This window comes from Pseudoalteromonas sp. C2R02 (genome assembly GCF_018860845.1).
Taxonomy (GTDB): domain Bacteria; phylum Pseudomonadota; class Gammaproteobacteria; order Enterobacterales; family Alteromonadaceae; genus Pseudoalteromonas.
Genome location: NZ_JAHKQC010000057.1, coordinates 25,884 through 49,271, shown reverse-complemented (window position 1 = coordinate 49,271; position 23,388 = coordinate 25,884). Strand labels below are relative to the sequence as shown.

The following is a 23,388-nucleotide window of genomic DNA, read 5'->3' as shown; positions in this document are numbered from 1 at the left end:
TCGCTTTTTTTATGTCTGATAAAGTAACGGCCTTAAACAGTTACTTTATTTTACTAAAACTATTCGCTAGCTGATTCAGTTTTAGCTGTTTCAGGTTGCTCTATTTCCAATAACTCAACTTCAAATACTAAAGTTGAATTAGCAGGGATTTTACCTAAATCACGTTCGCCATAAGCAAGCTCTGAAGGGATCGTAAATTTAAATTTAGAACCAACACTCATTAACTGAACGCCTTCAGTCCAACCTTTGATCACTTGGTTTAGTGGGAAAGTTGCAGGTTCATTACGCTTGTAAGAACTATCGAACTCAGTACCGTCAATTAAAGTACCTTTGTAATGCACTTTAACAATATCAGTTTGTGCAGGTTTATCACCTTCACCAGTTGTGATTACTTGGTATTGTAGGCCTGACTCAGTTGTTGTTACACCTTCAACTTTAGCGTTATCAGCTAAAAATTTAATGCCTTCAGCTTTGCTTGCTTCAGCGGCTAATTTAGCTGCCTCAGCTTTTTTCTCGTTAACTGACTTATCAAGTTCAGTTAAAACTTCTCTGATCTTAGCTTCATCAAGTTTAGAGTTTCCAGCAAGTGCATCTCTAAAACCTTGAATTAAAAGCTCTTGTTCTAAAGCAAAACCTAGCTCATTTTTATCCGCTAAGTCTTTATTTAAAAATACGCCTACTGATGCACCAATACCGTATGCTTGTTGTTGTGCTGGCGTTTCTAATTTAACTTCAGCAACAACTTCTGTTTTTTGAGCAGCTTCTTGATTACAAGCTGTAAGCGCCAAAATAGAGGCTGCAAGTAGTGATAATTTCATTGTTTTTTTCATTATTGTCTCCGGCAAATGAAAGTTGCCATTTTCATAGAACTTAACTAATTTAAAATAAAGGCTAACCAATATATTTTACGCATTTGAAAGCACGAACTTCAAATCTGATGATATTGAATATACAAAAGTCATTTCTCATCTGAATAATTCAATTGACGAGAAACGAAGCTGCTTGCACAATGAGTTTTATAAATACATTGTGCAAGTAGCCTAAAGCCAAATCGCTCCTTAGTCTAACCTCTTGCACAGCAAGAGTTAAGGAAAAACATACTTAATATGACCATAAATCGAGCTTTATTTCACTTACTTTACGTATTTTTACTTACTTCGTGTAGCTCAGAAGAAAAGCTACCTGATAATGCGATCGAACATGCCATAGAAGGCGCCTATGCTGCAAGTATCTCTAACGATGCCAATTACAGCGTTATTTCCTCAATGCATCATGGTCTTGCGTTATGGGATTTAAAAGAAAATGCTTTAAAATATCAATGGAATCACCTTAATGATAATGACAATCAAAAGCTCAATGCCAATTCCAATTTAGATGAGTGGCTTGCGCAAGATAACTCAGGCAACTTAGTGCTCACTACCGATATCTCATTCGATAGTAAAATTGCAGTCACTGCTGATAAAGAAAACTTTGCCCTTTGGAGCATTAAAACAGGTAAAAACATTGGGTTTTGGAAAGTAAAAGATTCAAATATTAGAGATATCGCATTAAGTAACCAAGGCCGCTATATTTTATATGGTAAAAGCAATGGTATAGCTGTTCATATAAATGTGATCAGCGGTAAACGCATTGAGTTTCTAGGTCATCAAGAAAAAATAAATGCGGTAGATTTATCACCCAATGGCTATTTTGCATTAACAGGCTCTAATGACTATGCAGCATATTTATGGGATACCCGTACAGGTCAAGTGATCCATAGGTTTAACCACCCAAGTCGCGTTACCCAAGTAAAATTAGACCCTAAAGGTCGCTATGCTTTTACAGCGGATAGTAAAAAACAAGCACGCATTTGGGATTTACAAACCGGTGATATGATCTCTAATTTACAGTTTTTAAGTCGACAACAAATCTTTAGCGCAGTTCGATTTAGTGAAGATGGCAATTTACTTGCAACCGGTGCTCCCTCACGAAAACTCGCTTTATGGGATGTCAAAACTGGCGAACAATTAAAAAAATGGCAAGTCAGTCCACGAAAAGGTTCTCGCCCTAAATCTGCAGTCGTGTATGATGTCGCTTTTACGCAAGATGGCCAGTCTCTTATCACCGAAAGTTCAAGTGGTTTAGCTGAAACCTGGACCATACCTAACAACCTAAAATGAGCAGTTTTGAACTATGAGCGCATTAGAAGATAGAGTAAATGAATTGGAAGCTAAAATAGCCTTTCAAGATGACACAATTGATATATTAAATGATGAATTAAAAATGCATCAGCAGTTAATCGCTAAAATACAAAGACAAACAGAGCTACTTGCAGAAAAAGTGAAAGAGACACAAAATGCCGATGCAGGCTCAGAACAACAAATAGAGCCACCACCACCGCATTACTAGATAATTATGCTTCGTATAATTATCTAAGATCACTACGTGACATATTTATAAATAAATTTTTCTAACTAAATGCAGGATGTTCATAACCTAACATATTTAGTTTTTGCTACGAAGTCGCTTTTAGAAAGGCTGCGTAGCAGAGTTACTCGGGATTAAATACGCCAATTACTTGCTCGAATTGGCGTGTTGAAGCTTGAACCGCCTCTTTTGGCTGTGTCATTATATGATGACATTGCACACACTCAACTTTTTCAACATCATTTTCTTTATACAACATCATAGTGTCCATAGAATTACATTCTGGACAGGTGGCTCCAGCAATAAAACGTTTTTTCTGTTTCATTTTAATTTACTCTCATATTTAACTGTTGGTATTTTACTCCTTATTTCATAAGTCTGATATACTCAGCAGCCATTTTTATGCTTTATTAAGAGTTATTACTGCAACATGATCCAAATTACCCAACTAGAGCTACTACGAGGCGGTAAAAGCCTATTAAAAGATGCCAACGCCACTTTATATCCTAAACATAAAGTCGGCCTAGTAGGCGCTAATGGTTGTGGTAAATCTAGTTTATTTGCCTTATTACAAGGTAAATTACATGCAGACTCTGGTGATTGCTTCATACCTAAAGACTGGGAAATATCTTCTGTTAAACAAGAAACTCCCGCTCTAGAAATATCCGCCTTAGAATATGTTTTACAAGGACATAAAAAGTATTATGTATTACATGAAGCCTTAGCTTTAGCCGAAAAAAATGGCGATGGTGAAGCGCAAGCCAAAATACACTTACAACTTGAAATTGTAGGTGGTTATGGCATTGAATCTAAAGCCGGTGAGTTATTACATGGTTTAGGCTTTACTAATGAACAACTTACATCACCTGTTAGTTCATTTTCTGGTGGTTGGAGAATGCGACTTAACTTAGCTCAAGCCTTGATCCACCCATCTGATTTATTACTACTAGATGAACCGACAAACCATTTAGACTTAGATGCTGTTTACTGGTTAGAGCGATTCTTAAAAGTATATACAGGCACTTTAGTTTTAATATCTCATGATAGAGAGTTTCTTGATGCCGTAATCGATGAAATTTGGCAAATTTCAAATCAAAAAATAAATGTTTATAAAGGCCATTATTCTCAGTTTGAGCGCCAAAAAGCCGAACGATTAGCACAACAGCAAGCCAGTTATGAAAAACAACAAGAACAAATTGCGCATTTAGAAAAATTCATCACGCGCTTTAAAGCAAAAGCAACCAAAGCAAAACAAGCACAAAGCCGTGTTAAAGCTATTGAGCGTATGGAGAAGCTCGCTCCAGCACATGTAGATTCACCATTTAATTTTGAGTTTGCAGAGCCAACAGCATTACCTAATCCACTATTAACATTAGATAAAGCAAAAGCCGGTTATGGTGATGTTACAATCTTAAATAACATTAAGTTAAATTTAGTGCCTGGTAGCAGAATCGCATTATTAGGCCGAAATGGCGCAGGTAAATCTACTCTAATTAAATTATTATCTGGTGATTTAAATCCACAAAGCGGCGAGGTATTTCAACATAAAGGACTCAATATTGGCTACTTTGCTCAGCATCAATTAGAGTCTTTAGATTTAAACGCCAGTGCAATTTTGCATTTACAACGCTTAAACCCTAGAGCAACAGAGCAAAGCTTACGCGACTTTTTAGGCGGTTTTGCATTTATAGGTGATCAAGCTACTTGTCCTGTAGCTCCTTTCTCTGGTGGTGAAAAAGCACGTTTAGTATTAGCTATGCTAGTGTATCAAAAACCTAACTTACTATTACTAGATGAACCAACAAACCATCTTGATTTAGAAATGCGTCATGCTTTAGTTATGGCACTACAAGGTTTTGAAGGTGCGATGGTAACTGTATCCCATGATCGCCACTTACTTAAAAATACAGCTGATGAATTTTACCTAGTAGATCAAGGTACGGTAACACCATTTGGTTATGAGGTTGAAGCGTATTACCAATGGTTAATGAATGCCAAAAAAGATTCTGTCACTGAAGATATAAACACGCTAGACGAAACCGAAAATAAAACGGTAAACCGTAAAGAACAAAAACGTTTAGAAGCTGAATTTAGAAAATCAGTTCAACCAATTAAAAAGCTAATAACCTCTTTAGAGAAAAAGCTAGATAAACTCACTATCGAGCAAGAAGAAATCGAAAGCGCGCTTGCTAATAACGACTTATACCAAGAAGAAAACAAAGCTAAACTAAATAAGTACCTAGAGCAACAGGCTAAATGCGTGCCTATGCTTAATGATGTAGAAGAACAATTATTAGAACAATTAGAGTTATTAGAAGAAAAAGAATCCACTTTTAATGAATCACTCTAACAATAAAAAAACACTCAAAATAAGTGCTGAAGATTTTTGGCGCTTCTCTTGTGAGCTTTACAGTAAAAATGAATTGTATCTTAAAGATGGTCAAGCATACTCATTACTCGAACTACAAAATAAATTTAATAAAAATGTCAATATATGCTTATTAATGCTGTATTTAGATAATCTAAACATTTCAATTAACCTAGAGATCCTGAGTAAATTAATATCAACAATAACTGATTTTGAAAATAGTTACTTATTTCCTTTAAGGGCATTAAGATTAAGACTAAAAGCACAAGAATCAAATATTTCACTCTACGCAAAAATGCGAAAGACATTGCTCGAATCTGAACTGTTGATGGAACAACATCAACAATCTCAATTAATAAATTCCCTTAATAATTATGAAACCTCACCAACAAAAGACATTGATAACCTGCAACTTTACCTAAATTTTAATATGGCGTAATACAAATTAAAATTCGTTAAGCCCCCTTACTACCGATGAAAAACTGATCTAAATCAAAGTCTGCTCCCACACTTAATTCAATGCTAATAGAATTTGATCTATATCATATTTTACTTAGCCCTAATGCCTTAATCTAAGTTTGTTCACAGATTAGGAGAATAACCATGTCAGTTTTTTTTAGAGATTTTTTTAGCAACCCAGTTCTATTTTTGTCTTTCGGTTTTCTTGCTACTGTAATCGGAATTTGTATTTTCTTTGCATTCTTTTTTATGAAGAAAATAAATGAAGCTTCACCCCAGTGATACTCCAGTTATCCTCACAATAGTGGATAACAGGTAAATAATTAAGCACGACGCACTAAAGGGCCATTTCAAGTTTACTTGGATTGGTCCTTTATATCTTTATGGTTACCAGTTAAACTAATTACGTATTTTATTAATATTATTTAAAACATAATGAGCAGTCACTTTCGTCCAGCTTGGTGGATGGTAAATAAACACGCACAAACTATTTTACCGCGTTTTTTTCGCCCAAAACTCAAACTTACTTATCAATTAGAATCGCTTAGCACACCTGATCAAGATTTTATTGAACTTGCTTGGGGCTGCCCTATTACAAAAAATGATACCAAACCATTAGCTATCATCTTTCATGGACTTGAAGGTAATATTCATAGCTTTTATGCTAAAGGCATGATGAAAGCCATGCAAGATAACGGGTTTGATACCGTACTCATGCACTTTAGAAATTGCTCAGCTGCGCCAAATAAAACTGCACGCGCTTATCATAGCGGCGAAACATCTGACGCAAGGTTTTTAATAACACACTTAAAAGAACAATTTCCAAATAAAAAAATAGTTGCCGTGGGGTTTTCGTTGGGCGGTAATATGCTCAGTAAATATTTAGGTGAATATCAAAACGATAGTCACTTAGATGCAGCTGCTGTGGTATCCGCACCGTTTGATTTAGCGTCATCTTGCCAAGTGATCCAACAAAGTTTAGGTAAGATTTATCAAAAATACTTACTTGATAGATTAAAGCACTCAACTGGCCGAAAAGAGTCTTTAATTCAACCTTTATTGGGTCTAAGTAAACAAGATATTAAAAATATTCCGTGTTTATGGGAGTTTGATGACAAAGTAACTGCGCCTTTACACGGCTTTAAAAATGCAAAAGATTATTATAATAAAGCGAGCAGTAAAGCTTATTTAATAGATATAACAACACCAACTTTAATCATACATTCAGTTGATGACCCTATGTTATCAATCAAGTCTGTTCCCGATAGCTCCCATGTAAGCAAACATGTTAATCTTGAGATCACAGAAAAAGGCGGCCATGTTGGTTTTATTAGTGGAAAAAATCCATTCAAGCCCATTTTTTGGTTGGAACAGCGTATCCCTGAATATTTTAAAAAGCAGTTAAATATAAAATGATAATCCCCTTTAAAGAGCTACCTATTGAAACATTAAACAACCTAATCGAAAGCTTTATATTACGAGAAGGCACAGATTATGGAGAAGATGACTTTAGCTTAAATGATAAAATTTCACATATCAAAACCCAGTTAAACCAAGGTGATGTTGTCATTGTTTACTCTGAATTACATGAAAGTATCAACATCATGCCAAAAGCGACTTTTCAGCAAAATCAAAATGAATTTGAGTGATAATACTCTAAAAATTTAATCTCGCTGTAGCATAAAAGAAATAATCGCGAACCTATTATTGATTGTTTTCAACGCATAAATCTTGTTTATTTATTAATACAGCAACACAATGGATTTACTTCACAATAATAATAAGTAAATCCAAATGAATCACATCACAACTCTAGGGCTACTTGCATTAGCTATCACTGCTAATGTTTCAGCTAAATCATACACAGCATCTAAACATGCGATCAAATTAAGTCAAGAAAACCTCATTATAGATACGCATATAGATGTACCTTACCGCTTAGAAAAAAAGTGGCAAGATGTAACTAAAGCGGCAGGTGGTGACTTTGATTACCCAAGAGCTGTTGAAGGCGGATTAAATGCGCCTTTTATGTCTATTTATATTCCTGCCCACCTAGAAAAAACGGGCGGCAGTTATGAAATGGCAAATAGACTGATAGATTCTATGGAAGCTTTAGTAGGACGTGCCCCCAATAAGTTTGCCATTGCTGATTCTGTTGCTGATATTACAAAGCAATTTGAACAAGGAAAAATGTCTTTAGCTATGGGCATGGAAAACGGTTCTCCTATTGAAGGAAAACTTGAAAATTTAAACCATTTCTTTGATCGCGGAGTGAGATATATCACTTTAACCCATTCGCAAACGAATCATATTTCTGATTCTTCATATGACTTACGTCGACAATGGAATGGGTTAAGTCAATTTGGTAAAGAGTTAGTGTTTGAAATGAATAAGTTAGGTATGATGATAGATGTTTCACATATATCTGATGATGCTTTTTACCAAGTTATGGATATTTCAAAAGTGCCAGTGATCGCATCTCATTCATCATTACGTAAATATACGCCAGGTTTTGAACGTAATATGGATGATAAAATGTTATTAGCGCTAAAAGAAAATAACGGCGTGATTCAAATTAATTTTGGTTCTAGCTTTGTCACCTCTGCCGCAGGCGCTTGGAGCAAACAAATGAAAGCTAAACGCAGCCAAGCACAAAGTAAACATGGTAAAAATAGTTCACAAGTAAAAGACTTTAAAAAAGCATTTGCTGTAAAAAATCCTTATCCTTTTGCTACGACAGAACAGGTTATTGAACATATCAATCATGTTGTTAAATTAATAGGCATAAACCATGTTGGTATCGGTTCTGATTTTGATGGCGTAGGTGATTCTTTACCTATCGGTTTAAAAGATGTATCTGACTATCCAAACTTAGTGCAAGGGTTAATTGAGCATGGTTATTCAGATAAAGACATCAAAAAAATATTAAGTGGAAATTTATTACGAGTTTGGCAGCAAGTAGAAAAGTATGCCGCTAAAAACTAAATTTTAAGCAAAAAAAAGCCAACTAATAAAAGCTGGCTTTAATGCATTCAACAACGAATGCTACAAGGGAATTCCAAAGGGAATATGTGTACTATAGACTGATTTAACTGAATTCTGGCTTAATGGCAATGATAAATATTTATTACCCCTCACTGTCAGCCAATCATAACCCACCCTTGAAAAATAATAGTACTGTAAAACTATTCTTTAAGAATCGTTGATAATTACTCGTAAAGCTAGAACTAGAAGAATAATCTAAACTTTGCTCTAAGGCCTCATCATTTTCTGAACAAACATCTAAAATAAAATCAATTTCTTCTTGATTCAAAATTTCATTCATCATGACTCCACCTAAATAATCAATCTTATAAAAACAACTTCAATTTAATAGCAAAAGTGTACGTTATATAAACTGAATACGAACTTAATAGCGTTTTATTAATTTAAGCTGCCGACAATCTATCTCTGAATAGCATTGCCACACAGTTTTAGTATATAAAACGCGCATATTTGTATGTGTTTTGTAATTGAGCCATTCAAGGTCGATATGGTTAAATTCTATCTTTAAGCGTGAGATTTAATTACGTTTTTGCATATAAAAACAACAATTCATTAAATCGAATTGTAACTGACTTGCTTTTATACAAGTGAATGAAATATGAAAAGCTGACATTAATAAAAAAAGATTTAAAAGCTGAATTTAAACTGTAACTGACGATTTTAATATTAATAATATAACTAAGGATTTTGCTAATGACTTGAATCTTGAATTTTTGGCGTCCAATTTCTTAGTTTAAGAAAGTGGTTGCGGGAGCCGGATTTGAACCGACGACCTTCGGGTTATGAGCCCGACGAGCTACCAGGCTGCTCCATCCCGCGCCTGAATTGTGTATGTATTTTAAGTCGATTACACTAACGACTTTAGGTTGTAACCATTTTTCAACCAAGAAAAGCCTTTTAGAAAATGGTTGCGGGAGCCGGATTTGAACCGACGACCTTCGGGTTATGAGCCCGACGAGCTACCAGGCTGCTCCATCCCGCGCCTGAATTGTGTATGTATTTTAAGTCGATTACACTAATGACTTTAGGTTGTAACCATTTTTCAACCAAGGAAAACCTTTTAGAAAATGGTTGCGGGAGCCGGATTTGAACCGACGACCTTCGGGTTATGAGCCCGACGAGCTACCAGGCTGCTCCATCCCGCGCCTGAATTGTGCATGTGTTTTAAGTCGATTACACTAACGACTTTAGGCGACAACCATTTTTCAACCAAAGAAAACCTTTTAGAAAATGGTTGCGGGAGCCGGATTTGAACCGACGACCTTCGGGTTATGAGCCCGACGAGCTACCAAGCTGCTCCATCCCGCGCCTGTATTTGCTAGCTAAGAGCGTGAGCCCTCGTTAACAAGAGCGCCATAATATAGTTTTATTACGTTAATGCAAGCACTAAATTCAATAAGATTGTACTTAGTGCAAAATTAACTAAAAAATGCTGAATTTTACAGCAAAACTATAAAAGTTCAGTTCTGCGGTGTGGCGTAATCATCTTTTGCCAAGGCCAGTCATTGTGCCCCATAATAATGAAATCAGGATTTTCAGTGATCTCTCTTTGATTATAGGAGATAGGATTAAATTCAGCACTTAGAATTTGACCACCAGCTTGCTCAACTATAATTTGTGACGCACCTGTATCCCACTCACCTGTTGGGCCAACACGTAAAAAACAATCAGCTTTACCTTCTGCAATCATGCAAGCCTTTAAAGAACAAGAACCTACCGCAATAGTGTCAAAATCACGATCTAAATAGCAGCTTACAGCTTCTATTTTTTGCCTGCGACTGACCGCTAGGGTTAATTTATGATGCTTCACCACTTCAAGCTTAGTATCTTGATTACTATCAGCAGTTATTGTGTGTTCACGTTTAAAAGCACCAAAATCTTTGGCGGCAAAATAAGTCGCATCTTTAATAGGCCAATGAATAATGCCTAATACAGGTTTATTATTTTCAATCAAAGCAATATTTACAGCAAAGTCACCACTTTTTAAAATAAACTCACCGGTGCCATCCATAGGGTCGAGCAACCAGTAACGTGTCCAATCTTTTCTTTCATTTAAAGGTGGAATGGCCGTTTCTTCAGACATAATCGGAATATCAGGCGTTAATTTCATTAAGCCATCAATGATAATCTTATTGGCAGCCAAATCTGCTTTAGTAACAGGCGTATCATCACTTTTTTGCTGCTGACCAATATCTTCTTGATCATAAATATCCATGATCGCTTGGCCAGCTTTTTTTGCTATTTCAATACAGGGTTCAAGGAAAGACTGCATAATTAGATCCTGTTTATTTTGCTCTACTGGCTAAGTGCTCTTTGGCTAAAAATAATGCAGCCACACTTCTGGCTTCAGTAAAGTCTTTTTGAGTTAATAGCGCTTGCCATTGGCTTATTGGCCAACGTACAACTTCTAGCGGTTCAGGTTCATCACCTAATAATGATTCAGCGAATAGTTGCTCAGCAAGTATAATATGCATTTTTGCGTTAAAGTAGCTTGGTGCCAAACTCACCTGCTTTAGCTCTACTAATTTTTTAGCACCAAAACCTGCTTCTTCTTTTAATTCACGATTACCAGCTTGCATTGCATCTTCGCCTGGGTCTATAAGACCTTTAGGGAAACCTAATTGATAATCATGCGTACCCGCACAATATTCTCTTACTAATAATAGCGTATCATCGTCAAGAAGGGGCACTATCATCACTGCGCCTCGCCCGCCACCTTTAATACGCTCATATTGACGTTGTTCACCATTTGAAAATGCTAAATCTAACGATTCTATAGTGAATAATCTACTTTTAGCGACTATGTCAGTTGCTAAAATATCCGGCAACTGATGCTCCTTTTTCTGTGCCATACCATCACTTTGAATTGAATAAATAATATGTGAATCATAATTGTTTTATTATAAAAAACCTAGAGTGTGTTGAACTTTAAAACTAATGTTTTTTTGTTATCATAGCTGACAATGACACATATAAACTTTGCGATTAAAAACTATGTTAAATTGGCCTAATATTGATACTGTATTACTCGACATGGATGGCACCCTTTTAGATCTTCATTTCGACAACCATTTTTGGTTAGAGCTAGTACCTACAAAAATGGCACAAAAGCAAAACATTACCTTTGATGAAGCCAAGGCTGATTTAGTATCTAGATATCAAGCTGTAGAAGGAAAAATTCAGTGGTATTGCTTAGATTATTGGCAAAAAGAACTTTCTTTACCTATCGTAGCGCTAAAGCGTGAAATACAACATTTAATAGCAATCCGAGAAGATGTGCCTGAGTTTTTAAAAGCACTTAAAGCTTCAGGAAAAACGCTGGTTTTATTAACTAATGCACATCCAGAAAGTCTATCTTTAAAAATAGAACGTACTCAAATAGATGAATACTTAGATGAGATAATTTCTACTCATGAGTTTGGTGTCAGTAAAGAGCATCAATCGTTATGGCAGCAGTTAGAGCAAAGGTTAAAATTTGATAAAAACCGAACGCTATTTGTAGATGATAGTTTAACTATTCTTAAATCGGCTCAAACTTTTGGTATAGGGCACTTACTGGCAGTTGCTAATCCTGATAGCAAAAAACCAGTTAATACTATTAACCAGTTCCCTGCAATAACTGACTACCGAGATTTACTCCCTATAACTTAACGCTTTATCGCTAAGCGCATTAATACGTCAGCAACTTGTTCTAACGGAACTTGCTTGCTGGCAGCTCCCAATTCAAATGCTGCTTTTGGCATACCAAATACCACACAGCTTTTTTCATCTTGCACAAAAGTTTTAGCCCCCGCTTCTTTTAGGTTTAATAACCCTTTCGCGCCATCAGAGCCCATGCCAGTTAAAATACATGCTGTTAAACTCTTTAACCCTAATTTAGCGACAGAATCAAATAATACATCTACAGCAGGCCGGTGACGATTCACAGGCTCACTTTGAGATAAAGAACACACTAAGTCACTACCTTTACGCTTAATACTTAAATGATGATCTCCAGGCGCGATATACACAGTACCGGTTTCTATGATCTCACCATCTTTTGGCTCTTTAACAGTCATAGCTGATGTGCGATCCATACGCTCAGCAAAAGAGGTGCTAAATACAGGTGGAATATGCTGTGTAATAACAACAGCAGGAAAATGTGTAGGTAAACGGGTTAACACCTCTTTAATTGCCTCTGTGCCTCCTGTTGAAGCGCCAATAACAGATAAATGATTCACTTTAAACCTAACAGTTTCAGGGTTAGCTATTTTTGCATGTTTATTTTCTTTTAAAGGTAAAAAAGGCCTTACCCTTGCACTTGCTGCTGCGCGTATTTTATCATGCAAAATATCAGTGTAATCTCTTAACTCTTTCGCTACATTTTTAGTCGGTTTCGCAATAAAGTCTATTGCACCTAACTCTAATGACTCTAAAGTTGCTGGCGCACCTTGCTGTGTTAAAGTAGAAATCATCACAACGGGCATAGGTCTTAAACGCATTAAATTTTTTAAAAAGCTAATGCCATCCATTTTTGGCATTTCAATATCAAGGGTTAAGACATCAGGGTTTAATGTTTTTATTTTTTCTCTGGCATCAAATGGATCTTCAGCTGAACCTATCACCTGAATATCATTTGCTAATTGCAGCACTTCTGTTAACAAAGCCCTAATTAATGGGGAATCATCAACAACTAAAACTTTTATCATATAACACCTCTCTTTAGGTGATTACTCTTAAATTACCTAAATTAAAACAATTCAATATCGGTATGCGTATCCTGCACTTCAATTTCATGTAAGTACCTGTTCTCACGTTGTTGAATTGTATCGTTATGCATACTGCGTAATTTTTTCACTTGCGCTTTACCTGTCTCAGGGTAAAACAATACCTTACGAGGCCATGGACCACCAACATCATGAGAATCAACACTCAGTCCCTCTTGCTTCAAGTAAGCAGAAGCAAACTTAATATTGCCTTCACCGACATCTGTCATAGATTGGATTATTTGGCCGCCACCAAAGAGTTTTACTTTTAAGTTTTTTCTGTTGCCGCCATTTTTAATCACTTCATTAATTAAAAACTCCATCGCCCAGTTACCATAACGACAGCTAAGTTGGTCTTCTACTGTACCAAGGGATGCAGCTTTATTAATAGGTAGCATAAAGTGATTCATGCCTCCTATGCCCATAACCTCATCATAAACACACGCAGAGATACACGAACCTAATACGGTTGAGATCACTTCCCTTTGCTTAGTAACATAAAATTCACCAGGTAATATTTTTGCTACCACAATTTTCCTACTGCGGTCCCAGTATCTTTTAATGTTCTCAAATCCCGGATAAACGGGCTTAAATTCATGCTGCAAAATACAACCTTATATATTAGTGCTAAAAACAAGTTTCACTCACTTTCAACTTTGAACATCCTGTAACTGCGGTAATCCAATCATTGTTACTTAATTTTTTGATACATGGTTTTGCCTAAACTATTAAAGTTTTTTTGCTCTTTACTCATACTTTCTGAGTGACCTAAAAATAAATGGCCTTGGGGTATTAAAATATTAGCGTAATTATTAAATAAGCCTTCTTTGGTTTCTTTATCAAAATAAATCACTACATTACGACAAAAAATCAAATCAAACGTGCCTTTCATAGGCCACTTTTGCAATAGGTTTAGCCGCTTAAAGTGGATCATTTTTTTTAATGCAGGTTTTACTTTATAATTTTCACCTTGTTTATCTTTAAAAAACCATTTTTTTAAAATCTCAGGCTCTAAACCCGTAGTTGAATTCGCTGAATACTCACCTGAGTTGGCCTTTTCTAATACGTTTGAATCTAAATCTGTAGCCAGTATTTTTACGTCCCAACCAATTGGAAACATATCAGCTAGAGTCATAGCGATAGAATAAGGCTCTTCTCCTGTAGAACATCCAGCTGACCAAATTCTTACCCGCTTAGTCGCTCGATTCTCTTTTAAAAGTTTTGGCACTAAGGTTTTTTTTAAAAATTCAAAATGATGCTTTTCACGAAAAAAAGAGGTTAAATTTGTTGTGATTGCATTAATAAAGTTACTAAACTCTTTATCTTTATTCAGCTCTAAATAATCTAAGTACTGCTCAAAATTACTTAGTTTTAAGCTGCGAATACGCCTAGCAAGTCTTGAATAAACCATTTCTCGCTTATGTTCACCAAGCACAATGCCACATGCCTTATAAACTAAATCAACAATATGAGAAAACTCACTATCGGTAAGTAAAAACTCTTTGCTCACAGTTATTCCCTTATCTTTTCAGATGAAAACAAACTATGTTATAAATCAATAATTGCTCTAACATAGCTTGCCAAATAAGTCGTTATCTCTACTTATTTATGGGTTTAAAACTCTTCCCATTCATCTGCTGAATCAACAAAGTCATCTCCAGTTGAAGGACTCGCTAACCTTTGGGCTCTACTTGCTTTTGGAGCCGCTGGTTTATGACTAGTAGGAGCCGGTAAGGCAGCGTTATGACCACCAGCATTAGATTTAAAGAATGTTAATAACTGACGCATACCATTGGCTTGTTCAGCCATAGATTCACCCGCAGCAGATGCCTCCTCTACCAATGCAGCATTTTGTTGTGTCATTTCATCCATTTGTGTAATGGCTTTATTTACCTGCTCGATTCCTGAGCTTTGCTCTTCAGATGCAACGGTAATATCAGCTATCATTTCTGTTACTTTTTGCACCGACAATACAATTTTCTGCAACGTAGTACCCGACTCATTAACAAGCAATGTACCATCTTCTACTTTGCTTACACTGTCTCTAATTAGCTCTTTTATCTCTTTCGCTGCCGCTGCGGAGCGTTGTGCTAAGTTTCTTACTTCACCAGCAACCACCGCAAAACCTCGACCTTGCTCACCAGCTCTGGCAGCTTCTACCGCTGCGTTTAATGCAAGTAAGTTAGTTTGGAAAGCAATTTCATCAATCACACCTATGATGTCAGAGATTTTTTTACTTGAATCATTAATTTCAGCCATGCTAGTTACTGCACGTTGTACGACTTGGCCACCTTGAGATGCTTGATCTTGCGTATTAGCGGCAAGTTCATTGGCAACCTTAGCATTATCGGCATTTTGTCTTACTGTGCTTGTCATCTCCTCCATACTCGATGCTGTTTCTTCTAATGAAGAAGCCTGCTCTTCGGTTCTTTGACTTAAATCAGCATTTCCTTGTGATATCTCTTCCGCACCGCTTGCTACAAGTGTTGCTGAAGTATTAATTTGATCTATTACTTCGGTTAATTTTTCTGCTGTGGTATTAGCATCTCGTTTTAATTTATCAAACGAACCTTCATAATCTTTATCTATGCGCTTAGTCAAATCACCATGAGCCATGGCATCTAACATAGAGCCCGTTTCTGCAACAGCATCATCAACTATTTCAACTAAAGTATTAAGCCCTTGCGTTAAGTTAAGGAAGAACCCTGATTTATCACCTTCTTCAAGTCTCGCATCTAGTTCCCCTCGACCAGCTGAAGCAATAATGCCATCAATCTCTTTTTCGATTGCCACTTCTGCGGTTCTATCATTCCACTCAACAACTGTTCCAACTCGCTCGCCATCATCTGAATTAATCGGATTCGCGATTAATGAGAATGTACGGCCACCAACAACAATTTCTGTTTTATAAGTACTGGCTAAGCTTTTAAGCATATTTTGTTGATGAGCTGGATTTTTATGGAATACATCCACATTTTGGCCGATCAGGCTATTACTATTAAAGTTAGGTAAATCAGTACGAATATCAGCCTCAGCATCACGCATCATGCCTTGCACTGCTTCATTCATAAATACAATGTTATTACCTGCATCGGCTATCATGGCATTGGCTGATACATTATCAAGCGCTTGTTTTATACGTAAATTTTCGGCAGCTTCTGCGCGTTCAGCTCGTTCACGTGCTAAACGCTCAGTTTTATCTTCCCATTCTACAACTGTGCCTAAGCGTTCATTTTCATCATTAAATACTGGTGTCGCTATTAAGCCAAAGGTAAAGCCAGCTAGTTCTAAATCTGTTTGATAAGTTGATGTTAATTTATCTAACATGCCGCGTTGATGTGCCGGATTTTTATGGAAAGTATCTATATTAGTACCAATTAAACTAGCAACATCAAACTTAGGTAATACAGTCCTTAACTGCTGCTCATTCATACTTAACATAGCCACAACAGCTTCATTAACATATACAATGTTATAATCTGCATCTGCCATCATAATATTTGCCTGACAAACATCTAATGCACTTGTGGTTCTTGAATTGGCATTAGCTATTTCAGCTGCTTCACGCTCTGCAGCTAAACGCTCTGTTTTATCTTCCCATTCAACGACTGTGCCTACACGCTCACCATCATCATTAAATACTGGTGTAGCTATTAAACCAAAGATCATTTCGCCTAAATTAAGGTCAGTTTTATACACATCTCTTAACTTATCTAACATGCCTCGCTGATGAGCTGGGTCTTTATGGAAATCATCAACACAAGTGCCTATTAACTTATCAACTCTAAAGTTTGGTAATAACGCTTGCAGTTGTTTTTCTCTGTTACGAAGCATGCCTTTAACTGCATCATTCACGTATACAATGTTTAAGTCAGCATCTGCCATCATTACATTCGCCTGACATACTTTCAGCGCATTAGATGTTCTGGCATTTACATTGGCTATTTCAGCTGCTTCAAGCTCTGCCGCTAAACGTTCTGTTTTATCTTCCCACTCTACTACCGTGCCAATACGCTCATTGTCATCATTAAATACTGGTGTAGCGATTAAACCAAAGGTAAAGCCCGCAAGTTCTAAATTAGTTTTGTACGTAGATTTTAGATTGTCTAGCATACCTCTTTGATGTGCAGGGTTAACATGGAAGGTATCTATATTAGTACCAATTAAATTAGCAACGTTAAACTGAGGCAATGCGGTTCTTAACTGCTGCTCATTATTTGCTAACATGGCTGTTACAGCCTTATTTACATATACAATATTATAATCTGCATCCGCCATCATCACATTTGCCTGACACACATCTAATGCACTTGTTGTTCTTTGGTTGGCATTTGCAATATCTTCTGCTGCTTTTTCTGCATTTAAGCGCTCAGACATATCTTCCCATTCAACTACAGTACCTAAACGTTTACCTTTTTCATCAAATAAAGGAGAGGCGATCAAGCTAAAGGTTAAATCGCCTAATTCAAGTCTAGTGCTATATGGTTGGTTTAGTGATTGTAATAATGAGCGTTGATGACTTGGGTTTTTATGGAAAACATCTACATTAGTGCCTATAAGCGTCGCAACATTAAAATTAGGTAGCAGGGTGCGCAATGCTACTTCATTTTTTTGTAACATGGCAGTCACTGAAGTATTAACATAAGTAATATTACAATCTGCATCAGCCATCATTACATTACCCTGACATACATCTAATGCTTTTAATTTAGAAACATCTAATTTATCGGGTTTAACTTCTTCAGGAGCTTCAACCTCAATTGTAAATAAATTAGATACACTTCTAAAAAAAGCAGGATAAGCATCTTGATTTAGGTTATCAAAACCATATTGATCATTATCTTTTAAGAAAGGTAAGCTGGAATCTATTAAGTCGAGCTTGGCAGCTAGTACATCTAGTGTTTGATGCAAATAAAATAAGGCGCCACTTGTAGCCAGGGCAAATATCACTATGGCCATCATGGTTTGTTGTTCGAAGTTAACACCCGCAATTTGCAGGCTAATAATAAAGGATATCAGAATAATCACAGCCACTATTAGCAGCTTATTCACGAGTTTTGCTCTTACACTAACTTTTTCCATTTCGCCCCCTTGCGCAAGGAATTTCCTGACTTAATAATTTAAATTTGAATGTTTTGAATAGTTAACCTGCTAATAAATCGTGATCTGTTTCTTGTAATAAATTTAAAACTCTTTCTAAATGTAAAAGTACCACCATTTTTTCTCCTACATTGACTAAACCATGCACAAATTCGGCATTGTCACTTTTACTTATATCGGGTACATCTGTAGCTTGTTGCTGACCTATGCTGTACACATCGGATACGGCATCTACCACTAACCCCATAATTTTAGAACCTACTTTTAATTCAACCTTAACCACTATTATTACGGTTAATGGCCCATATTTGACTGAGGTTAAACCAAACCTTAAACGTAAATCTATTATTGGCACTATGGTGCCTCTTAAGTTAATAGCACCTTTTACAAAAACCGGTGCATTGGGAATCGCGGTAATTTCTTCCCAACCTCTAATTTCTTGTACCGTTAAAATATCTACACCGTATTCTTCTTCATCCATAATGAAAGTTAAAAATTGCTGAACATCTTCTTGATTTACACTTGGTGAATGTAGCTCATTTTGCTGCTGCGACTGCTGTTGTGTTTGTTCCATCTAACCTACCCCAACATGATTTTTACTACTCTTTGGTTACTTGTAAAATTTTTTAATTTCAACTAATTGATGAACTGACTTAATCTTTACCCTGGCTCTAACACAGAGTTATCAATTGCCAGTTTTTGACTGCCTGCTTTTTTCAGCCCCGCCAACTTTATTAGCCCGCTAATATCTACAATCAGAGATACACGACCATCACCTAAAATTGTTGCGCCTGATACGCCATCTACTTTTTGGTAATTAGCTTCTAAGCTTTTTATAACAACTTGTTGTTGTGCCAATAAATCATCAACCAATAAACCTACTTTTTGATTATCACTTTCAACTATGACCAATAAACCTTTATCTAACTCTTCTATCGCACCTGTATGATTAAATATTTGGAATAACCTTAATATAGGGATGTACTCATCTCTTAACCTAAGTACGTCTACGCCACCACCTACACAGTTAACTTGTTTTAAATCAACTTGTAATGATTCAACAATTGAAATTAAAGGCACGATATAAGTATGCTTGCCTAATGTGACTAATTGGCCATCAAGTATGGCTAAAGTTAGCGGCAATCGAATTGTGAAAGTAGAACCTACGCCGCGTTCAGAGGTAACATCAATAGAACCATTAAGTGCATGAATATTTCGTTTAACTACATCCATGCCCACACCACGACCAGATAAATCACTTACAGCATCTGCGGTTGAAAAACCGGGCATGAAAATTAATTCATTTATCTCATCATCGGTTAGGTTTTCATTTTCACTGATCAAACCTTTCTCTATTGCTTTAGATTTTATTTTGTCAGTATTTAGGCCATTGCCATCATCCATTATTTCAATAACAATATTGCCACCTTGATGAAATGCATTTAGGGTGACTTTGCCTATCGGGTCTTTACCTGCTTCTATTCTGTGTTCTGGTGTTTCTAATCCATGATCTAGAGAGTTCCGCACTAAATGCACCATAGGATCAGATATTTTTTCCATCACGGTTTTATCTAATTCGGTTGTTTCACCTATGAGTTTTAGCTCAACTTCTTTATTTAATTTTTGGGAGATATCACGTACTAAACGCGGAAAACGACTAAATACAAAGCTAATTGGCATCATGCGTATACGCATTACGCTTTCTTGAAGGTCTCGGGTATTATGAGCAAGTTGTGCTAAGCCTTCTTTGAGTGCCATTTGTTTGTTTTCGGTCATATCTCCTTCACCAAGCTGAGTTAGCATGGCTTGGGTGATCACTAACTCACCAACCATATTAATCAGGGAATCGACTTTATCTATGCCTACGCGTATTGAAGTTGATTCACCACTGGTTTTAGTTGTTTTTTTGGCAGGCTCATTAGAAGCCTCTTTTGTTGGTGCTTTTACGACATCAGGTTCGGGGGAGGTTTCTACAGCTGCTTTTTCTGGTTCAGGTGTTGCAGTCGCTTCTGGCGTTGCTTCATCATCTTCAAATAACCCTCCACAAAGTGTAATGTCAATCTTTGCATCATCTTCCACCCATTCAAAAATTTCTTTAATTTTTTTATCATCTTCATGGGTTTCTACAAAAAATGTCCAAGCTAAATAACATTCATCTGGCTGAATATCGTGAATATCTGGTAATTCAGATAAATCAGAAGAAACTGAGCATTCACCTAGGTCAGCTAATTCACTGAAAAGATATAAAGGCTCATTACCAGTTTTAAATAAATGATGTAGAGGTTTGAAATCAACTTGATAGGTGTCTAATGATTTGGCATTAACGCTAGCGCCTGAAGCTTGAGAATCGTCATGCTCAATATTTAATATTGCTTCAAATTCCGCTTTTAATACATTTGAATCTGTTAAATCAGGTTCTTGTTCTGACTGTAAGGCTCCAAGCATTTCTCTTAAACAATCAACCGATTTTAATAATAGATTTACATGAACCGTTTCGAGGTTTCGCTCACCATTTCTTATTTGGTCTAATAAGGTTTCTAAAACATGGGTAAAATCTGCAACTGAGTTAAAACCAAATGTACCACTGCCACCTTTAATTGAGTGAGCCGCTCTAAAAATAGTATTGATGGTTTCTGAGTCAAGATCTCCTGGTTCTAAATTTAGTAATTCAGCTTCCATTGCATCTAAGCCTTCAAAGCTTTCTTCAAAAAACACTTCAAAAAACTGACTAAGATCGATGCTCATATAACCTCCCTATTACATATTGCTTAACGTATTACTTTTTTAATCACAGCTAGTAATTGTTCAGGGTTAAATGGCTTAACTATCCAGCCAGTTGCGCCTGCAGCTTTACCTTCCGTTTTTTTATCTAATCCGGATTCAGTTGTTAGCATTAACATAGGTGTAAATTTATATTCAGGTAATGCTCTTAATTCTCTGATCAAGGTAATGCCATCCATAATTGGCATATTTACATCAGAAATAACCGCATCAAAAGTACCTAGTTTTGCAATCCCTAGCGCTTCACTACCGTCTTTAGCATCTGTAACATCAAAGCCTGCTTTTTTTAGGGTGAAACTAACCATTTGTCTCATAGATGCAGAATCATCTACAGCCAAGATTTTTTTCATAATGACCTCTTATTATGATTGTTCGATTTCTAAAAATGTTAATACCCCAAGCGATTTAGCTGAGGCAATCAAGGCATCGCTTTTACCATGCCATTGAATTTTGAGTTGTGTTGATAGTAAGTGTTTTTGTAAGGCGCATAATAATTGCACTGATGCAGTATCGGCTTGTACGACTTGGTTGATATCTATCTCGATTTCTTTACCTTCATCAAGTAGCTCAATTAAGCTTTGATGTAATGTAGCAACATTGTTTATTTGAAGCTCTTCTGGCAACTGAAACATTAATGATCAATCCTTGTTTATCTTTAGTTAAAAGCTTAGACGGTGATCTTTAATTTTCCACAAAAAATTGATAATTAATTAAATTTAATAGAGATATTTATAAAATAAGGTAATTAAGTGAGTTGATACATGGTGGAATGATTATTGTTATTGAATAAATATCTTGGCTTATGAATTTAACGTGTGACTAAGCTAGATAGCAGACAAATAAAGGTGAATCTATTTAATAGAAACACCTGTATTTAGGATAAAAAATCACAGTAAAAGTAGGGAGTATTTATTACATACTTCAAACTAATAGAATTGGGTAATCAATTTAAAATCCGTAATAAGCTGCTCTGTATTTACCAATGGCGGCTGACCTTTTATAAACTCAGGTTTAAAAATAGCTCTTAACTTGCCTTGATCATCAACTAAAGCAATTGATGCACTATGATCTACCGAGTACGCTTGTCCTGCTTCTCCATCTGTAATGGCGTAGATTAGACCTAAGTCTCTAACAAAAGGAAATAGTTGAGTATGCGGCCCTGTAGCGCCAATAAAGTCGGGATTAAAGTACTCTATATACTGCTTTCTTTTTTCAACTAAATCTCGGGCTGGGTCTACTGAAATAAACCACACCTTTAATTTATGCTCTATAGTAAGGCGCTTATAAACCTGATTTAACTTAGCGAGTGTCATTGGACAAATATCTGGGCAATGGGTATAACCTAAAAACAATAAATTCCATTGGCCTTTTAGTGCTTCATTGGTAATTTGTTTCCCATTTTGCTCTTCTAAAACAAAAGGTTTAAGTTCTCTGGCTTCTGAATAAACAAGCGCCTTAGTCTCGGGTGGTTGCACTTCAAAACACCCACTAACAGTGCAACCAATTAATAAAATCAATAATACTCTTATCATCATTTTCTTATGCAATAATTGCTTTATCTATGAATAGTGCGATAAAGAGTAACATTAATTGAATAATAGAAAACTTAAATAAATCCATTGCACCCTCTGATGTTTTTGATAGCTTTAGTTTTACAGCTTTATAAATAAATACGCCGTTTAAAACAATGGCGGCAGCTAAATAAAAGTAACCTGACATACCTATCAAATAGGGTAAAATACATACTAAAGCTAATAATAAGCTATATAGCAATACACACGTTTTAGTAAATGTGATGCCATGGGTAACAGGTAACATAGGAATATTTGCTTTTTTGTAATCTTCTCTTCTATGTATCGCTAAAGCCCAAAAATGTGGTGGCGTCCAAGTAAATATTATCATTACTAATAGCCAAGGCTCAGCAGCCAATTGACCAGTTTCAGATACCCAACCTAATAATGGCGGCATAGCACCTGCTAACCCTCCAATTACAATATTTTGTGGTGTAGCACGCTTTAAATATAAGGTATAGATAAAGGCATAACCTACCAAAGCAAATAAGGTTAACCCTGCGGTTAACCAGTTAGCTGCCAATACCAAACATACAAAACCAATCACAGCAATGGATGCTGAAAACATAAGTGCTTGTTTACGTGATACGCGTCCTTTCACAACAGGCCTATTTTTAGTACGCGCCATTTTTGCATCAATTTCATGATCTACAATGTGGTTGATAACAGCCGCACTACTCGCTAATAGCCCTATGCCTATTAAGCTCAAGCTCTGTAATAATAGACTTCGCCCCATATCTGGCGCCAATGCTAAACCCACCAACGCAGTAAGCACTAATAATGCAACCACTTTGATTTTACATAGCTCTAAATAATCTATGATGCTTGCTGATTTAACAGCTCTTTTTAAATGTGTTTTTTGTACTAATGTATTTTCCATTTTATTTCTCCTAAACATTAGGGACGGATTTTT

Annotated in this window: 24 protein-coding genes and 4 tRNA genes; 9 read left to right on the top strand and 19 right to left on the bottom strand. The window is 36.2% G+C overall.

All coding sequences use genetic code 11. The annotated features are described in order from the left end of the window. Positions 1-59 precede the first annotated feature (59 nt). A complete protein-coding gene (fkpA, locus tag KO527_RS25680; protein ID WP_216043087.1) occupies positions 60-830 on the bottom strand; it encodes an FKBP-type peptidyl-prolyl cis-trans isomerase in 771 nt (256 codons plus the stop codon). A gap of 276 nt (positions 831-1,106) precedes the next feature. Between fkpA and KO527_RS25675 the strand changes: the two genes are divergently transcribed. Together KO527_RS25675 and KO527_RS25670 are read left to right on the top strand one after the other, a co-directional pair. Continuing rightward, complete coding sequence (locus KO527_RS25675; protein ID WP_216043086.1) at positions 1,107-2,159, top strand: hypothetical protein; 1,053 nt, start codon at positions 1,107-1,109, stop codon at positions 2,157-2,159. A gap of 13 nt (positions 2,160-2,172) precedes the next feature. Then, positions 2,173-2,388 carry a SlyX family protein gene (locus KO527_RS25670; RefSeq protein WP_216043085.1) on the top strand — a complete coding sequence of 72 codons (216 nt, stop codon included), beginning with the start codon at positions 2,173-2,175 and terminating at the stop codon, positions 2,386-2,388. A 142-nt stretch (positions 2,389-2,530) separates the two neighbouring features. Here KO527_RS25670 and KO527_RS25665 read toward each other — a convergent pair whose 3' ends face one another. Beyond that, positions 2,531-2,731 carry a YheV family putative zinc ribbon protein gene (locus KO527_RS25665; protein ID WP_042151457.1) on the bottom strand — a complete coding sequence of 67 codons (201 nt, stop codon included), beginning with the start codon at positions 2,729-2,731 and terminating at the stop codon, positions 2,531-2,533. Between the two features lie 105 nt (positions 2,732-2,836). Here KO527_RS25665 and KO527_RS25660 point away from each other — a divergent pair, with 105 nt between their 5' ends. The 6 genes from KO527_RS25660 (at position 2,837) to KO527_RS25640 (ending at position 8,218) form a co-directional block, all read left to right on the top strand. Continuing rightward, complete coding sequence (locus KO527_RS25660; RefSeq protein WP_216043084.1) at positions 2,837-4,756, top strand: ATP-binding cassette domain-containing protein; 1,920 nt, start codon at positions 2,837-2,839, stop codon at positions 4,754-4,756. Next, the gene (locus KO527_RS25655; RefSeq protein ID WP_216043083.1) at positions 4,743-5,213 is read left to right on the top strand and encodes a TIGR02444 family protein; all 471 of its coding nucleotides are present in this window, start codon (positions 4,743-4,745) and stop codon (positions 5,211-5,213) included. Before KO527_RS25660 ends, KO527_RS25655 begins: the two co-directional genes overlap by 14 nt. A 164-nt stretch (positions 5,214-5,377) precedes the next feature. Further along, positions 5,378-5,515 (top strand): DUF3149 domain-containing protein, encoded by a 138-nt coding sequence (locus tag KO527_RS26515; protein ID WP_354668664.1) that lies wholly within the window; start codon positions 5,378-5,380, stop codon positions 5,513-5,515. Between the two features lie 153 nt (positions 5,516-5,668). Next, positions 5,669-6,649: a hydrolase gene (locus KO527_RS25650; protein WP_216043082.1), complete on the top strand. Its 981-nt coding sequence runs from the start codon at positions 5,669-5,671 to the stop codon at positions 6,647-6,649. Next, positions 6,646-6,882 carry a YheU family protein gene (locus KO527_RS25645; RefSeq protein ID WP_216043081.1) on the top strand — a complete coding sequence of 79 codons (237 nt, stop codon included), beginning with the start codon at positions 6,646-6,648 and terminating at the stop codon, positions 6,880-6,882. Before KO527_RS25650 ends, KO527_RS25645 begins: the two co-directional genes overlap by 4 nt. A gap of 145 nt (positions 6,883-7,027) precedes the next feature. Next, the gene (locus KO527_RS25640) at positions 7,028-8,218 is read left to right on the top strand and encodes a dipeptidase (protein ID WP_216043080.1); all 1,191 of its coding nucleotides are present in this window, start codon (positions 7,028-7,030) and stop codon (positions 8,216-8,218) included. Between the two features lie 163 nt (positions 8,219-8,381). Here the strand turns inward: KO527_RS25640 and KO527_RS25635 are convergent, their stop codons facing one another. The 7 genes from KO527_RS25635 to nudE form a co-directional block, all read right to left on the bottom strand. Beyond that, the gene (locus KO527_RS25635) at positions 8,382-8,561 is read right to left on the bottom strand and encodes a hypothetical protein (protein ID WP_216043079.1); all 180 of its coding nucleotides are present in this window, start codon (positions 8,559-8,561) and stop codon (positions 8,382-8,384) included. Positions 8,562-9,020: 459 nt separating this feature from the next. Further along, positions 9,021-9,097, bottom strand: a tRNA-Met gene (locus tag KO527_RS25630). Positions 9,098-9,183: 86 nt separating this feature from the next. Beyond that, positions 9,184-9,260: transfer RNA gene (locus tag KO527_RS25625), tRNA-Met, on the bottom strand. An 86-nt stretch (positions 9,261-9,346) separates the two neighbouring features. Next, a tRNA-Met gene (locus KO527_RS25620) sits at positions 9,347-9,423 on the bottom strand. Between the two features lie 86 nt (positions 9,424-9,509). After that, positions 9,510-9,586: transfer RNA gene (locus KO527_RS25615), tRNA-Met, on the bottom strand. A gap of 142 nt (positions 9,587-9,728) precedes the next feature. Next, entirely contained in the window at positions 9,729-10,550 is an 822-nt protein-coding gene (gene cysQ / locus KO527_RS25610; RefSeq protein WP_216043078.1) for a 3'(2'),5'-bisphosphate nucleotidase CysQ, read from the bottom strand. Positions 10,551-10,563: 13 nt separating this feature from the next. Continuing rightward, positions 10,564-11,130, bottom strand: coding sequence for an ADP compounds hydrolase NudE (gene nudE / locus KO527_RS25605; RefSeq protein WP_216043077.1), 567 nt, complete (start codon positions 11,128-11,130; stop codon positions 10,564-10,566). A 142-nt stretch (positions 11,131-11,272) separates the two neighbouring features. Between nudE and yrfG the strand changes: the two genes are divergently transcribed. Beyond that, on the top strand, positions 11,273-11,929 hold the full coding sequence (gene yrfG, locus KO527_RS25600; protein ID WP_216043076.1) for a GMP/IMP nucleotidase: 657 nt from the start codon (positions 11,273-11,275) through the stop codon (positions 11,927-11,929). Here the strand turns inward: yrfG and KO527_RS25595 are convergent. From KO527_RS25595 to cyoE, 10 genes are all read right to left on the bottom strand, one after another. Then, the gene (locus KO527_RS25595; protein WP_216043075.1) at positions 11,926-12,966 is read right to left on the bottom strand and encodes a chemotaxis response regulator protein-glutamate methylesterase; all 1,041 of its coding nucleotides are present in this window, start codon (positions 12,964-12,966) and stop codon (positions 11,926-11,928) included. The genes yrfG and KO527_RS25595 overlap by 4 nt on opposite strands. Before the next feature lie 41 nt (positions 12,967-13,007). After that, positions 13,008-13,628, bottom strand: a complete 621-nt coding sequence (cheD, locus tag KO527_RS25590) for a chemoreceptor glutamine deamidase CheD (RefSeq protein ID WP_216043074.1) — start codon at positions 13,626-13,628, stop codon at positions 13,008-13,010. 86 nt (positions 13,629-13,714) lie between these two features. Continuing rightward, positions 13,715-14,533 carry a protein-glutamate O-methyltransferase gene (locus tag KO527_RS25585; RefSeq protein WP_216043073.1) on the bottom strand — a complete coding sequence of 273 codons (819 nt, stop codon included), beginning with the start codon at positions 14,531-14,533 and terminating at the stop codon, positions 13,715-13,717. Positions 14,534-14,637: 104 nt separating this feature from the next. Beyond that, positions 14,638-18,105, bottom strand: a complete 3,468-nt coding sequence (locus KO527_RS25580; RefSeq protein ID WP_216043072.1) for a methyl-accepting chemotaxis protein — start codon at positions 18,103-18,105, stop codon at positions 14,638-14,640. Positions 18,106-18,166: 61 nt separating this feature from the next. After that, a complete protein-coding gene (locus tag KO527_RS25575; RefSeq protein ID WP_216043071.1) occupies positions 18,167-18,697 on the bottom strand; it encodes a chemotaxis protein CheW in 531 nt (176 codons plus the stop codon). An 86-nt stretch (positions 18,698-18,783) separates the two neighbouring features. Next, positions 18,784-20,868 (bottom strand): chemotaxis protein CheA, encoded by a 2,085-nt coding sequence (locus KO527_RS25570; RefSeq protein WP_216043070.1) that lies wholly within the window; start codon positions 20,866-20,868, stop codon positions 18,784-18,786. Between the two features lie 23 nt (positions 20,869-20,891). Further along, entirely contained in the window at positions 20,892-21,254 is a 363-nt protein-coding gene (locus KO527_RS25565) for a response regulator (protein ID WP_216043069.1), read from the bottom strand. A 12-nt stretch (positions 21,255-21,266) separates the two neighbouring features. Continuing rightward, positions 21,267-21,536, bottom strand: coding sequence for an STAS domain-containing protein (locus tag KO527_RS25560; RefSeq protein WP_216043068.1), 270 nt, complete (start codon positions 21,534-21,536; stop codon positions 21,267-21,269). A gap of 294 nt (positions 21,537-21,830) precedes the next feature. Continuing rightward, complete coding sequence (locus KO527_RS25555) at positions 21,831-22,436, bottom strand: SCO family protein (protein ID WP_216043099.1); 606 nt, start codon at positions 22,434-22,436, stop codon at positions 21,831-21,833. Between the two features lie 7 nt (positions 22,437-22,443). After that, a complete protein-coding gene (gene cyoE, locus KO527_RS25550) occupies positions 22,444-23,355 on the bottom strand; it encodes a heme o synthase (RefSeq protein WP_216043067.1) in 912 nt (303 codons plus the stop codon). Positions 23,356-23,388 lie beyond the last annotated feature (33 nt).